The organism is Burkholderia sp. SCN-KJ, from assembly GCF_024656005.1.
Taxonomy (GTDB): domain Bacteria; phylum Pseudomonadota; class Gammaproteobacteria; order Burkholderiales; family Burkholderiaceae; genus Burkholderia.
On record NZ_JANKOG010000013.1, the window covers coordinates 206,540 to 219,466 of the forward strand.

The window sequence follows — 12,927 nt, forward strand, 5'->3', positions numbered from 1 at the left end:
ATCGCGTTCCTCCTCGATCGACGCGGCGGCGGTGCATCCAGCCACCGCCGCCGCGTGCCGTCACCCTCTGCGTGCCGCGTCGCGCCCGCGCGCGCCGCCGTCACTTCGTACGATGCGCGGCGACGTACGCGGCAAGCGCGCCGAGCGTCGCGAAGATCTTCTGGTTGTCCGGATTGTCCGAGCGCAGCTCGAAGCCGTACTTCTTCGAGATCAGCAGCGCGATTTCCAGGATGTCGATGGAGTCGAGCCCGAAGCCCTCGCCGTACAGCGGGGTCCCGGCCGTCACCGTTTCGAGCGGGACGTCTTCGAGATTCAGTTCGCCGATGATCAGCGTGGCGAGCTCTTGTTCCAGTGCGTTCATCATGCTTGCGGGCAGGCGGCCCATGGCAGCGGGAGGCGCCCGGAAAACGGCAGCCGTCGTGCACGCCCGGCGCGGTGCGAGGCGCGCGAATCTCCGTCCCTCCGGCGTCTGCCGGCTTCCCCGCCTGCGTTATTGGGGATCGTTTGTAAAAGTTACGCGGATTCTAGACGATGGGTATCGGCACGTATACGGGGAATGGTTACAGACTGAAGAGCCCCGCCGCGGCCGGTTTCGGGACCCGATCGCAGCAGACGCTTGAGCCGCTTCGGATGGAAATGGATCGCCGCCGCAAAAGCTTCAGTGCGCTGCCATACATTCGGTTACAAAACCCGGCTGCACCCGCCTCGAACCGCCGCGCCGGGGCCCTAAAATGTGCGTGCACGACAGCCGGCCCGGACTAGCGTCCCGGCCGCCATTCATATGATGTTTGACGGCCCGACGCACGCGTCCGGCCCCGATCCGCCCGACGTTTCCAGCAACCATGCCGCGCCCGTCCGCTCCCCTCGCCCCGGTTTGTCCGCCCGCTTGTCCACCCGTTTGCCGCCGTGCCGCGGCAGCCGGCGGCAACGCGCACCCGCGCCGCGCGCCCGGAGCGCCGCGATGAGCACGCCGCTCGGCATCGTACGCGGCGCCGGCGCGGTCGCTGCGGTGGCGGCGTACCAGATCGGCGCGCACTACGCGGCCGCGACGCCCGGTGCGCACGGCTTCGGCCTCGCGATGGCGCTCGTGCCGCCGCTGCTGCTCGCGCTCGGCGCGGCGCTACGCTCGCCGCGGCGCGCCTGGCTCGTGCCGGCGTGGCTGCTCGCCGCCGTCGCGCTGTGGGCCGTGCGCATCCCGCTCGCGCGCCATTTCGAATGGGGCCTGTATCTGGAGCACGCGAGCTTCAACGTCGCGATGGCGCTGCTGTTCGGCCGCACCCTCGCGGCCGGCCAGGTGCCGCTGTGCACGCGCTTCGCGACGCTGATCCACGGCACGATCACGCCGGCCGTCGCGCGCTACACGCGGCACATCACGCTCGCATGGACGCTGTTCTTCGTCGCGATCGCCGCCGTGTCGACGCTGCTGTTCGCGACCGCGCCGATCGTCGCGTGGTCGACATTCGCGAACTACCTGTCGCTGCCGTTCGTCGCCGTGATGTTCGCCGCCGAGCATGCGTGCCGGCGCTTCGCGCTGCCGCACGACGCGCGGCCGCGGATGGTCGACGCGGTGCGCGCGTACCGCGCGTCAACGCAGCCGTCACGATGAATTCATGGCCGGCGCGGCGCCGCATCGCGGCCGCGCCGGTGACCGCCTTCCGCTTTGACCGATTTATGCCGACTCACCCGCTGGTATTCCATTCCTCGCCGGACCAGACGATCGCCTGGCGCGACGGCACGCCCGTCGCCGTCCGCACGTTCGTCGCCGACGTCGCGCGCGTGGCCGCCGCGCTGCCCGCCGGCGGCCACGTGTTCAACGTGTGCCGCGACCGCTACCGCTTCGCGGTCAGCCTGTGCGCGGCGCTCGTCACCGGCAGGATCAGCCTGCTGCCGTCGACGCACACGCCGGAGATGGTGCGCCAGCTCGCGTCGTTCGCGCCGGACGCGTTCTGCCTGCACGACGCGCCGGACTGCACGATCGACCTGCCGCGCTTCGCGTATCCGGACGCCGCGCCCGGCGAACTCCCCGACGACGCACCGTGCGTGGTGCCGCAGATCGACGCGTCGCGGATCATGGCGTACGTGTTCACGTCCGGCTCGACCGGCGCGCCGGTGCCGCACCGCAAGACCTGGGGCTTCCTGGTCGGCTGCGTGCGCGCGGCGGCCGAGCGCCTCGGCCTGCTCGACGGCCGCGCGGCCACGCTGATCGGCACCGTGCCCGCGCAGCACATGTACGGCTTCGAATCGACGGTGCTGCTCGCGCTGATCGGCGGCCTCGCGTTCAGCAACCGCCAGCCGTTCTACCCGGTCGACATTCGCGACGAACTCGCCGCGATCCCGCAGCCGCGCGTGCTCGTCACGTCGCCGATCCACCTGCGCGCGCTGCTGTCGGCCGGCCATGCGCTGCCGCCGGCCGCGCTCGTGCTGTCGGCCACCGCGCCGCTGTCGGAAAAACTCGCGTGCGAAGCCGAAGCCGCGCTCGAGGCGCCGCTCGTCGAGATCTACGGCAGCACCGAAACCGGCCAGATCGCGACGCGCCGCACGTCGCAGGGCGCCGCGTGGCAACCGTTCCCGGACATCCGGCTCGACGCGCGCGCGGCGCACGACGCGGCGGACCACGATGCCGCCGGCGACGACAGCGGCCCGACCGTGTGGGTGTCGGGCGGACACGTCGAAACCCCGGTGCCGATGGGCGACGCGCTCGAGCTGCTCGGCGACGGCCGGTTCCTGCTGCACGGCCGCAAGGCGGACCTCGTCAACATCGCCGGCAAGCGCACGTCGCTCGCGTATCTGAACCATCAGCTGAACGCGATTGCCGACGTCGTCGACGGCGTGTTCTTCATGCCGGACGACACCGCGCCGGCCGACGCCGATGCGACCCGCGAACCGGTCACGCGCCTCGTCGCGCTCGTGGTCGCGCCGACGCTCGCCGCGGCCGACCTGCAGCGCGCGCTGCGCGAACGGATCGATCCGGCGTTCATGCCGCGCCCGCTCGTGTTCGTCGACGCATTGCCGCGCAACGAAACGGGCAAGCTGCCGCGCGACGTGCTCGCCGCGCTCGTCGCACGGCACACGCGCGCCGCCGGGGCCGACGTGCGCGAGCGCGCCGCGACGGACGCGCCCGACGCGCCGCTGGCGTTCACGATTCCCGCCGATCATCCGGCGCTGCCCGGCCATTTCCCCGGTCATCCGATCGTGCCGGGCGTCGTGCTGCTCGATCACGCGATCGCCGCACTCGGCGCATCGCTGAATCGCCCGCTCGATACGTGGCGGCTGGCTTCCGCGAAATTCCTGAGCCCGGTCGCGCCGGGCGAGGCGCTCGATCTCGCGTTCGATGCAGCGGCCGGCGGCGCGATCCGCTTCACGCTGCGCGCGGGTGCGCGCGACGTCGCGACCGGCGTGCTGTCCGCGCCGCCGGCCGCGCAGGACGGCGCGCAGCCATGAAGCGCACCGCATGGGCCGAGCGCCAGGAACGCAGCAACGCCGGGTTGCTGCGCGTGATGACCTGGATCTCGCTGCGTTTCGGCCGGCGGCCGTCGCGCATCGTGCTGCATGCCGTCGCGACTTATTTCGTGCTGTTTTCGCCGGTCGCGTGCGCCGCGTCGCGCGACTACCTGCGCCGCGTGCTCGGCCGTCCCGCGCGCTGGCGCGACGTGTACCGGCATGTGTTCACGTTCGCGGCGACGATCCACGACCGCATCTACCTGATGAACGGCCGCTTCGACCTGTTCGACATCCGGCTGCACGGCGAAACGCGGGTCGACGCCGCGCTCGCGGGCGGGCGCGGCGCATTCCTGATGGGCGCGCATCTCGGCAGCTTCGAAGTCGTGCGCGCGATCGGCCGCACGCGCCCGGACCTGCGCGTCGTCGTCACGATGTTCGAAGAGAACGCGCGCAAGATCAACGCGACGCTCGCCGCCGTCAACCCGGCCGCGAAGCCGGAAGTGATTCCGCTCGGGCAGGTCGACTCGATGCTGAAGGTGCGCGAACGCCTCGACGCGAACTGCATGGTCGGGATGCTCGCCGACCGCACGCTGCTCGACGACGCGACCGCGTCGCTGCGGTGGCTGCCGCTGCTCGGCGCGCCCGCGGCATTCCCGCTCGGGCCGCTGTACATGGCCGCGATGCTGCGGCGTCCGGTGCTGTTCATGACGGGCCTCTATCGCGACGGCAACCGCTACGATGTGCACTTCGAGACGCTCGCCGATTTTTCCGACGTGCGCCGCGACACGCGCGCGGCGGCCGTCGACGCGGCGCTCGCGCGCTACGTCGCGCTGCTCGACCAGTACTGTCGCGCGGCGCCGTACAACTGGTTCAACTATTTCGATTTCTGGCAGACCGGCACGGCCGCCGCGCGCCGCGACGCGGCGCACGCGTGCGCCGGCCTGTCCGCCACGAAGGATTCCGACGCATGACCGCCGTTCGCCGCTTTCTGCCGACGTTGTTGCCGATGTCGCTGCCGATGCTCCCGCTGCCGCACCCGCGCGCGCTGCGCCGCGCCGCACGCACGTTCGCCGTCACGGCCGCCGTCGCGCTCGCCCTGCCCGCGCACGCGGCCGACACCGGTTCGGCATGGACCCTCGACCGGCTGATGTCGACGCTCGCGCAGCACAAGTCGGGGCGCGCGACGTTCACCGAGACGAAGACGCTGTCGATCACCACGCAGCCGCTCGAATCGTCGGGCGAGCTCGTGTTCGTCGCACCCGACCATCTCGAGAAGCACACGCTGAACCCGAAGCCCGAACATCTCGTGGTCGACGGCGACATGCTCACCGTCGAGCGCAACAACCGCAAGTACACGCTCGCGCTCGCGCGCTATCCGGAGCTCGGCGCGTTCATCGACAGCATCCGCGCGACGCTCGCCGGCAACCGCTATGCGCTCGAGCAGGTCTACAAGGTCGCGCTCGCCGGTCGCGGCGACGACTGGACGCTGACGCTCACGCCGCTCGACTCGCGGATGCTGAAGGTCGTCAGCACGATCACGCTCGAAGGCTCGCGCGACGTGTTGCGCAGCGTCGCGATCCGGCAGGCCGACGGCGACCGTTCGACGATGCGCCTGCAACCCGTCCCGGCGAACTGATGGACGATCGCACCCGGCCGCCCGCCCCCGTCACGCACCGCCTGCCCGCATGGCGGCAACGCGCGGTGCTTGTGTGGCTGCTCGCGCTCGTCGCATGCGGAATCGCGATCGCCCGCGCGAACTTCACGGCCGACCTGTCCGCGTTCCTGCCGCGCGCACCGAGCGCGGGGCAGCGCGTGCTCGTCGATCAACTGCGCGACGGCATCGTGTCGCGGCTGATCCTCGTCGCGATCGACGGCGGCGATGCGGCCACGCGTGCCGCGCTGTCGCGGCGCGTCGCCGGCACGCTGCGCGCCGACCGGCAATTCTCCTCGATCAACAACGGCGAAGCCGGCGACGACACACACGACCGGCAGTTCGTGTTCGACCATCGCTACCTGCTGAGCCCGGCCGTCGCGCCGCAGCGCTTCAGCGCGGACGGCCTGCACCAGGCGCTCGGCGACAGCCTCGACCTGCTGAGTTCGTCGGCGGGGCTCGTCGCGAAGGCGCTGCTGCCGCGCGACCCGACCGGCGAAGTGACGGCGCTCGTCGATCAGCTCGACAGCGGCGCGCAGCCCGCCAGCCGCGACGGTGTATGGGCGTCGCGCGACGGCACGCGCGCGGTGCTCGTCGTGCAGACGGCCGCGCCCGGCTCCGACACCGATGCGCAGGCACGCGCGATCGACGCGGTGCGCCGCGCGTTCTCCGCCGCGACGCAGGCGCTGCCGAACCCGGCCGCGTACACGCTCGCGATGACCGGCCCAGGCGTGTTCTCGGTCGACACGCGCGACACGATCCGGCACGACGTCGAGCGGCTGTCGACGGCGAGCGTCGTGCTGATCGTCGCGCTGCTGCTGACGCTGTACCGCTCGCCGCGCACGCTCGCGCTGGGGCTGCTGCCGGTGCTGACGGGTATCGCCGCCGGCATCGCGGCGGTCGGCATCGCGTTCGGCACGGTCCACGGGCTGACGCTCGGCTTCGGCACGACGCTGATCGGCGAAGCCGTCGACTATTCGATCTACCTGTTCGTGCAATCGGCGCAGGCCGGCTCGCGCGGCACCACACGGCCCGCCGACGCGACGCGGGCATGGATCGCCGCTTATTGGCCGACGATCCGGCTCGGCGTGCTGACGTCCGTGTGCGGCTTCGCGTCGATGCTGTTCTCCGGTTTTCCGGGCCTCGTGCAGCTCGGGCTGTACTCGATCGCCGGGCTGACGGCCGCCGCGCTCGTCACGCGCTTCGTGCTGCCGCACCTGCGCGGCGAGCACGTCGCGATTCGCGACGTGTCGCGCGTCGGCGCGGTGCTCGCGCGGGCGGCCGCTGCCGCGCCGCGGCTGCGCTGGCCGCTCGCCGCGCTCGTGCTCGCCGCGTGCGCGACGCTCGTGCTGCATCGCGACGGCCTGTGGAGCCGCGAACTCGCGGCACTGAGCCCCGTGCCCGCTCGCGCGCAGGCACTCGACGCACGCCTGCGCGCCGATCTCGGCGCGCCGGACGTGCGCTATCTCGTCGTGATTTCCGCGCCGACCGAACAGGCCGCGCTCGAACGCGCGGAACAGGTCGCCGCGCAATTGCAGCCGCTCGTCGAGCGCGGCGCGCTCGCAGGCCTCGAAAGTCCCGCGCGCTACCTGCCGAGCGACGCCGCGCAGCGCGCGCGCCAGGCGAGCCTGCCGGACGCGGACACGCTTGCCGCACGCATGCGCGCGGCCGTCGCGAACCAGCCGATCCCGGTCAAGCCCGAGCTGTTCGCACCGTTCATCGCCGATGTCGAGGCCGCACGCCACGCGCCGCTGCTCACGCGCGCGGACCTGCGCGGCACGTCGATGGCGCTCGCCGTCGACGCGCTGCTGACCGAGCGCGCGGGCCGCTGGCGCGCGATGCTGCCGCTGCGCGCGCCGGACGTCGCACGCACCGGTCCGGCGGCTCCGGCGCTCGATGCCGCGCCGATTCGCGCGGCCGTCGCGCGCGCCGGCGTGCCCGACGCGCTGTTCGTCGACATGAAGGCCGAGGCCGACCGCCTGTACGTGAACTACGTGCACGAGGACATCCGGCTGTCGCTCGCGGGTTTCGCGGCGATCGCCGTGCTGCTGCTGATCGCGCTGCGCTCGCCGCGCCGCGTCGTACGCGCGCTCGCGCCGCTGGTCGCGGCCGTGCTGGTGGTGACGGCCGGCTTCGCGCTCGCCGGCGTGCCGCTGACGATCCTGCACCTCGTCGGGATGCTGCTGATCGTCGCGGTCGGCTCGAACTATGCGCTGTTCTTCTGCAAGCGCGACGACGCGCAACCGGTCACGCCGCACACGCTCGTGTCGCTGCTGATCGCGAACCTCGCGACGGTCGCCGGCTTCGGCCTGCTCGCGCTGTCGCGGGTGCCGCTGCTCGAAACCTTCGGGCTGACCGTCGGCCCCGGTGCGATGCTCGCGCTCGCGTTCGCCGCGATTCTCGCGCCGCGCGCGGCGGCGGCGGCCGCGGGCAGCCCTGATCGTGAGCCGACAGGAGGTCGCGCATGAACGCGCCGTCGTCCGTTCCGCCTCGCCAGCCCGGCGATGCGCGCCGCTGGAAACCGACGCCGCTGATCGCGGGCACGGCCGCGCTGCACGCGGGTGCGCTCGCGGCCGTCGTCGCGCAACCGGCCGCATGGCCGTGGGCCGCCGGTGGCGTGGTCGCGTCGCATCTCGCGCTGACCGCCGCCGGCCTGTGGCCGCGCAGCGCGCTGCTCGGGCCGAACTGGACGCGCCTGCCGGCCGGCGCCGGCCGCCGGATCGCGCTGACGATCGACGACGGCCCGGACCCCGACGTCACGCCGCGCGTGCTCGACCTGCTCGATCGCCACGACGCGCGCGCGACGTTCTTCTGCATCGGCGATCTCGCGCGCCGCCATCCGCAGTGGATCGAAGCGATCGTCGCGCGCGGCCACGCGGTCGAGAACCACAGCCAGCGGCACCGGCATACGTTCTCGCTGTCGGGGCCCGCCGCGCTGCGCCGTGAAATCGCGGCCGCGCAGCAAACGCTGACCGAGATCGCCGGCACGCGCCCGCGCTTCTTCCGCGCGCCGGCCGGCCTGCGCAATCCGTTTCTCGAGCCGGTGCTGTGCGAGTTCGGCCTGCAGCTCGCCAGCTGGACGCGCCGCGGCTTCGACACCCGCGCGCGCGATGCGGATACCGTCACGCACCGCCTGTTGAACGGCCTGGCTGCGCGCGACATCCTGCTCGTGCACGACGGCCACGCGGCGCGCGACGCGCGTGGCGAACCGGTCGTGCTCGACGTGCTGCCCGCGCTGCTGCACGCGGCCGCCGATGCGCAGTTGCACTGGACCACGCTGCGCGCCGCGCTCGCGCCCGAACCGTCCGATCCGCCCGCCGGGCCGGGCACGCCGGCCTCCCCGTTTGATAAAATCTGACCACGCCCGGCGCGCCCGCCAGCCCCGCTGCGGCGCCCGTTCCGGCCACCGGATACGACCCTCGTGAAACCTCTCCTGCTCTCGCACTTCACCGCCACCAGCTGCATCGGCCGCGGCCTCGACGCGACCGTCGACGCGCTGCGCCACGCGCGCGGCGGGCTCACGCCGTGCGACTTCGAACGCGCCGATCTCGACACCTGGATCGGCGCCGTGGACGGCGTCGATGCGCAGCCCGTGCGCGCGGATCTCGCCGACTTCGACTGCCGCAACAACCGCCTCGCGCAACTCGGCCTCGTCCAGGACGACTTCGACGCGCGCGTCGCGGCGGCGGTGTCGCGCCACGGCGCCGCGCGCGTCGGCGTGTTCGTCGGCACGAGCACGTCCGGCATCCTCGAGACCGAGCGCGCGTACGAGCAGCGCGATCCGGCCAGCGGAGCCCTGCCCGCCGGATTCCGCTACGCGCACACGCACAACCCGTATTCGCCGGCTGCGTTCGTGCGCGCGTATTTCGCGCTGCGCGGGCCGGCGATGGCGATCTCGTCGGCGTGCTCGTCCGGCGCGAAGGTGTTCGGCTCCGCGCGCCGGATGATCGAAGCGGGGCTGATCGATGCGGCCGTCGTCGGCGGCGTCGATTCGCTGTGCCTGACGACGCTGTACGGCTTCAATTCGCTCGAACTGCTGTCGCGCCGGCCGTGCCGCCCGTTCGACGTCGCGCGCGACGGCATCTCGATCGGCGAAGCGGCGGCGTTCGCGCTGCTCGAACGCGTGCCCGACGCGCCCGCCGCGCTCGACGGCGACGCGATCCTGCTGCTCGGCATCGGCGAATCGAGCGATGCGCATCACATGTCGTCGCCGCATCCGGAAGGGCTCGGTGCGCGCATCGCGATCGAACAGGCGCTCGCGTCGGCCGGCCTGGCTGCAACCGACATCGACTACGTGAACCTGCACGGCACCGCGACGCCCAGCAACGATGCCGCCGAAAGCCGCGCGGTGGGCGCGCTGCTCGCGCGCACGCCGTGCAGCTCGACGAAGGGCGCGACCGGTCACACGCTCGGGGCGGCCGGCGCCCTCGAAGCGGTCGTCGCCGCGCTCGCGCTGCGCGAACAGTTCGTGCCGGCCGGCGTCAACACGACGCAACCCGACCCGGCACTGGCCGCCGACTACGTGCTCGCGAGCCGCGATGCGCGCGTGCGCGCGGTCCTGTCGAATTCGTTCGGCTTCGGCGGCACGAACTGCAGCCTGATCCTCGGCCGCGCCGGGCATGCGAGCCGCCGGGAGCCGACATGACCGTCACCGCCTTCATCGAAAGCGTCGGCCTCGTCGGGCCGGGACTGAACGACTGGCCGCACGCGGCCGACGTGCTCGCGGGCCGGGCGGCCTATGCGCGCGCGCGCACCGTGCTGCCGCCGCCTGCCGGCCTGCCGCCGGCGGAACGCCGCCGCACCGGCCCCGTCGTGCGCGTCGCGCTCGCGGTCGGCCTCGAAGCGGCGGCCGCGAGCGGGCGCGATGCGGCCACGCTCGCGACCGTGTTCAGCGCGTCCGGCGGCGACGGCCAGAACTGCCACGCGATCTGCGAGACCCTCGCCGGCGACGATCGCCACCTGTCGCCCACGCGCTTTCACAACTCGGTGCACAACGCGCCGGCCGGCTACTGGAGCATCGCGACGCGCGCGATGGCGACGTCGAACGTGCTGTGCGCGCACGACGGCAGCTTCGCCGCGGGCCTGCTCGAAAGCGTGTGCCAGGTCATGGTCGATCGCGTGCCGAGCCTGCTGATCGCCTACGACACCGACTATCCGGAGCCGTTGCACACCGTGCGGCCGATCGTCGACGCATTCGGCGTCGCGCTCGTGCTCGCGCCCGACGCGAGCGAACGCACGCTCGCGCGCATCGACGTGCAGCTCACCGACGCGCCGGCGACGACGCTCGCGAACCCCGAACTCGACGCGCTGCGCACCGGCAATCCGGCCGCGCGCGCGCTGCCGCTGCTCGACGCGCTCGCGGCGCGGCGCACGGCAAGCGTCGTGCTCGACTATCTGGAAGATACGCGCGTGCAGGTCGATATCGCACTGCCGAATGCCGCGGCGGGGCACGCGCGATGACGACGCCCGTTTCGACGCCGATGCCTGCGCCGGCGCCAGCCACGCTCGATCGCGCATGGATCGCCGCGCACATTCCGCACGACGGCGCGATGTGCTTGCTCGATCGGGTCGAAGCGTGGGACGCCGCGCGCATCCGCTGCAGCGCGACGAGCCACCGCGACCCGCACAACCCGCTGCGCTCGCGCGGCCGGCTCGCGTCGGTCTGCGGGATCGAATATGCGGCGCAGGCGATGGCCGTGCACGGCGCGCTGCTCGGTGCGCAGCAGGCGCAGGCGGAACCCGCGCGGCCGCGCGCCGGCTATCTTGCGAGCGTGCGCAACGTCGACGCGTTCGTCGACCGGCTCGACACGTTCGAGCTGCCGCTGATCGTCGACGCCGAACGCATCGGCGGCGACGAGCGCTCCGTGCTGTACGGCTTCACGCTGCGCTGCGGCGAGCGCGTGTTGCTCGGCGGCCGCGCCGCGGTGATGCTCGATGCATCGGCAGCCGGCATACGCGTTGCGCCGCCCGCGGGCCGCGCGGACCCTCGATGAACCAGCCCCAAGGAAACCAGGCCGTGAAAGCACGTCAGTTCATTTGCACCGTGTTCGTTCTCGCGCTGATCAGCCCGATCGCGCACGCGGACATGTCGGAAGTGAAGCAGGACATCAAGCGCGATTCGAAGGAAGCCGCGCACAAGACCGGCGAGGCCGCGCGCAGTTTTGGCCACGCGACCGCGAGCGCCGCGAAGACGGTCGGCCACGGCATCGCGCACGCGTCGCGCGAAGGCTGGGACGCCACCAAGCGCACGACGAAGCGGATCTTCCACAAGAACGATTCAGGCGAAGGCGCGCGAAAGAGCGATTGAGTGCGAACGTCCCGCGCACCGCATACGGATGCGCGGGACGCGGCACGACGCGCGAACGCGGCGGTGCCGCACCGCCGCCGTCAGCGCGCGTCGCCGCGCGTGCGACGCGCCGGCCCGCGCGCGAAGCACTTGCCGTACGCGACCAGCCAGCAATCGCGATGATCGAAGTTGCGCAGCAGCCGCGCGCGGCGCCGCTCGAGCCAGTGAAGCGCGATCGCCATCGTCAGCGCGACGGCCAGTGCCGAGCCGCCGATCGCGAGTCCCATCCAGGTGTCACCCATGCCTCCTCCGGAATGCGAGGCCGGTGCGGCGTGCGTGCCGTGACGCGGTAGCCGGCACGCGGGCGCACCCGGCCCGCCGCATGCGCGGCGAACCTGCGTCCGTGTTCCGTCACCGCGCGCGTGCGCGCCGCCCCGGCGCTGGATACAGCGGGAGCACGGCCCGGACGCGCGCGCGAACGCCGCCCGGGCCGCCGCGCGTCAATGCATGTGCTGGCCGCCGTTGATCGCGATGTTGGAGCCCGTCACGAAACCGGCCTCTTCCGAGCACAGATAGGCGACCAGCGCCGCGACTTCCTCGGGTTTCCCGAGCCGTCCCGCCGGAATCTGCGGAAGGATCTTGGTATCGAGGATGTCCTGCGGGATCGCCGTCACCATCTTCGTCGCGAGGTAGCCCGGCGACACCGTGTTCACCGTCACGCCCTTGCGCGCGGTCTCGAGCGCGAGCGATTTCGTGAAACCGTGCATGCCGGCCTTCGCGGCCGCGTAGTTGGTCTGGCCGACCGAGCCCTTCGAGCCGTTGACCGACGCGATGTTGACGATGCGTCCCCAGCCGCGCTCGACCATGCCGTCGCAGACCGGCTTCGTCATGTTGAACACGGAATCGAGGTTGGTGCGGATCACCGCATCCCAGTTGACCTTGTCGAGCTTGCGCAGCGTCATGTCGCGCGTGATGCCCGCGTTGTTCACCAGGATGTCGACCGGGCCGACGTCCCGGACGATTTTCTCGACGCATTGCTGGCACGAATCGTAATCGGCCACGTCCACCGGATACGCGTGGAATTCGCGACCGGCCGCGTGCATCTCGGTCAGCCAGCGATCGGCGCCGGTGTTGTTCGGCGAATACGTGACGACGACCTGGTAGCCCGCATCGTTCAACCGGATGCTGATCGCTTCGCCAAGACCGCCCATCCCACCCGTCACAACTGCAATTCGCTTAGTCATCCTATGAGTTACCGACAAGAAAAGTAGTCAAAGGTGCGGGGCGACGGCATGGCACATGCTGCCGCCCCGCCGCTGCGATGCGCTGGCGCCCGCAGGGCGGACGTGGCGCGCACCGGAACATCACGCTTGTTATTGGCAGCTTGTTGCGCGCGAAGTTTGCTGCATCTGTGTGCGGCGCTGGCCGGCGCCGCACGCGTGCACTATCGTCAGACCGTGTTCAACCGCGCTCGACCGCGAGCGCGACGCCCATCCCGCCGCCGATGCACAGCGACGCCAGCCCGCGCTTCGCATCGCGCTTGGCCATC

At 72.1% G+C, this 12,927-nt stretch carries 14 protein-coding genes; 11 read left to right on the top strand and 3 right to left on the bottom strand.

Features of this window, described 5'->3' with window-relative positions; translation table 11 throughout:
• Window positions 1-100: 100 nt before the first annotated feature.
• The gene (locus tag NQV17_RS22210; protein ID WP_014896047.1) at window positions 101-385 is read right to left on the bottom strand and encodes a phosphopantetheine-binding protein; all 285 of its coding nucleotides are present in this window, start codon (window positions 383-385) and stop codon (window positions 101-103) included.
• A 576-nt stretch (window positions 386-961) separates the two neighbouring features.
• On the opposite strand from NQV17_RS22210, the gene NQV17_RS22215 reads away from it, so the two are divergent.
• The 10 genes from NQV17_RS22215 to NQV17_RS22260 all read left to right on the top strand — a co-directional run bounded on the left by NQV17_RS22215 (window position 962) and on the right by NQV17_RS22260 (window position 11,399).
• Window positions 962-1,606 (top strand): hypothetical protein, encoded by a 645-nt coding sequence (locus tag NQV17_RS22215; protein WP_257773891.1) that lies wholly within the window; start codon window positions 962-964, stop codon window positions 1,604-1,606.
• Window positions 1,607-1,671: 65 nt separating this feature from the next.
• Window positions 1,672-3,441: an AMP-binding protein gene (locus NQV17_RS22220; RefSeq protein WP_257773892.1), complete on the top strand. Its 1,770-nt coding sequence runs from the start codon at window positions 1,672-1,674 to the stop codon at window positions 3,439-3,441.
• A complete protein-coding gene (locus NQV17_RS22225; protein WP_257773893.1) occupies window positions 3,438-4,412 on the top strand; it encodes an acyl-CoA synthetase in 975 nt (324 codons plus the stop codon). Before NQV17_RS22220 ends, NQV17_RS22225 begins: the two co-directional genes overlap by 4 nt.
• Window positions 4,409-5,077 (top strand): outer membrane lipoprotein carrier protein LolA, encoded by a 669-nt coding sequence (locus NQV17_RS22230; RefSeq protein WP_257773894.1) that lies wholly within the window; start codon window positions 4,409-4,411, stop codon window positions 5,075-5,077. The genes NQV17_RS22225 and NQV17_RS22230 overlap by 4 nt, the downstream gene beginning before the upstream one ends.
• The gene (locus NQV17_RS22235; RefSeq protein ID WP_257773895.1) at window positions 5,077-7,560 is read left to right on the top strand and encodes an MMPL family transporter; all 2,484 of its coding nucleotides are present in this window, start codon (window positions 5,077-5,079) and stop codon (window positions 7,558-7,560) included. Before NQV17_RS22230 ends, NQV17_RS22235 begins: the two co-directional genes overlap by 1 nt.
• Window positions 7,557-8,450 (top strand): polysaccharide deacetylase family protein, encoded by an 894-nt coding sequence (locus NQV17_RS22240; protein WP_257773896.1) that lies wholly within the window; start codon window positions 7,557-7,559, stop codon window positions 8,448-8,450. The genes NQV17_RS22235 and NQV17_RS22240 overlap by 4 nt, the downstream gene beginning before the upstream one ends.
• 63 nt (window positions 8,451-8,513) lie before the next feature.
• A complete protein-coding gene (locus tag NQV17_RS22245; protein ID WP_257773897.1) occupies window positions 8,514-9,737 on the top strand; it encodes a beta-ketoacyl-[acyl-carrier-protein] synthase family protein in 1,224 nt (407 codons plus the stop codon).
• Window positions 9,734-10,552 carry a beta-ketoacyl synthase chain length factor gene (locus tag NQV17_RS22250; RefSeq protein ID WP_257773898.1) on the top strand — a complete coding sequence of 273 codons (819 nt, stop codon included), beginning with the start codon at window positions 9,734-9,736 and terminating at the stop codon, window positions 10,550-10,552. Before NQV17_RS22245 ends, NQV17_RS22250 begins: the two co-directional genes overlap by 4 nt.
• Window positions 10,549-11,085 (top strand): hotdog family protein, encoded by a 537-nt coding sequence (locus NQV17_RS22255; protein WP_257773899.1) that lies wholly within the window; start codon window positions 10,549-10,551, stop codon window positions 11,083-11,085. Before NQV17_RS22250 ends, NQV17_RS22255 begins: the two co-directional genes overlap by 4 nt.
• Complete coding sequence (locus NQV17_RS22260; protein WP_257773900.1) at window positions 11,082-11,399, top strand: hypothetical protein; 318 nt, start codon at window positions 11,082-11,084, stop codon at window positions 11,397-11,399. The genes NQV17_RS22255 and NQV17_RS22260 overlap by 4 nt, the downstream gene beginning before the upstream one ends.
• Before the next feature lie 80 nt (window positions 11,400-11,479).
• Here the strand turns inward: NQV17_RS22260 and NQV17_RS22265 are convergent, their stop codons facing one another.
• Window positions 11,480-11,680 carry a hypothetical protein gene (locus NQV17_RS22265; protein WP_257773901.1) on the bottom strand — a complete coding sequence of 67 codons (201 nt, stop codon included), beginning with the start codon at window positions 11,678-11,680 and terminating at the stop codon, window positions 11,480-11,482.
• 198 nt (window positions 11,681-11,878) lie between these two features.
• The gene (phbB, locus tag NQV17_RS22270; RefSeq protein ID WP_044847445.1) at window positions 11,879-12,622 is read right to left on the bottom strand and encodes an acetoacetyl-CoA reductase; all 744 of its coding nucleotides are present in this window, start codon (window positions 12,620-12,622) and stop codon (window positions 11,879-11,881) included.
• Between the two features lie 55 nt (window positions 12,623-12,677).
• Between phbB and NQV17_RS22275 the strand changes: the two genes are divergently transcribed.
• The coding region (locus NQV17_RS22275; protein WP_257773902.1) for a hypothetical protein at window positions 12,678-12,927 on the top strand (250 nt) is incomplete at its 3' end.

Excerpts from the sequence above, each read along its gene's own strand:
- NQV17_RS22235 (WP_257773895.1), top strand. The coding sequence starts at position 5,077 with ATGGACGATCGCACCCGGCCGCCCGCCCCCGTCACGCACCGCCTGCCC.
- NQV17_RS22265 (WP_257773901.1), bottom strand. The coding sequence starts at position 11,680 with ATGGGTGACACCTGGATGGGACTCGCGATCGGCGGCTCGGCACTGGCC.
- NQV17_RS22250 (WP_257773898.1), top strand. The coding sequence starts at position 9,734 with ATGACCGTCACCGCCTTCATCGAAAGCGTCGGCCTCGTCGGGCCGGGA.
- NQV17_RS22225 (WP_257773893.1), top strand. The coding sequence starts at position 3,438 with ATGAAGCGCACCGCATGGGCCGAGCGCCAGGAACGCAGCAACGCCGGG.
- NQV17_RS22215 (WP_257773891.1), top strand. The coding sequence starts at position 962 with ATGAGCACGCCGCTCGGCATCGTACGCGGCGCCGGCGCGGTCGCTGCG.
- NQV17_RS22220 (WP_257773892.1), top strand. The coding sequence starts at position 1,672 with ATGCCGACTCACCCGCTGGTATTCCATTCCTCGCCGGACCAGACGATC.
- phbB (WP_044847445.1), bottom strand. The coding sequence starts at position 12,622 with ATGACTAAGCGAATTGCAGTTGTGACGGGTGGGATGGGCGGTCTTGGC.
- NQV17_RS22210 (WP_014896047.1), bottom strand. The coding sequence starts at position 385 with ATGGGCCGCCTGCCCGCAAGCATGATGAACGCACTGGAACAAGAGCTC.
- NQV17_RS22240 (WP_257773896.1), top strand. The coding sequence starts at position 7,557 with ATGAACGCGCCGTCGTCCGTTCCGCCTCGCCAGCCCGGCGATGCGCGC.
- NQV17_RS22260 (WP_257773900.1), top strand. The coding sequence starts at position 11,082 with ATGAACCAGCCCCAAGGAAACCAGGCCGTGAAAGCACGTCAGTTCATT.
- NQV17_RS22255 (WP_257773899.1), top strand. The coding sequence starts at position 10,549 with ATGACGACGCCCGTTTCGACGCCGATGCCTGCGCCGGCGCCAGCCACG.
- NQV17_RS22230 (WP_257773894.1), top strand. The coding sequence starts at position 4,409 with ATGACCGCCGTTCGCCGCTTTCTGCCGACGTTGTTGCCGATGTCGCTG.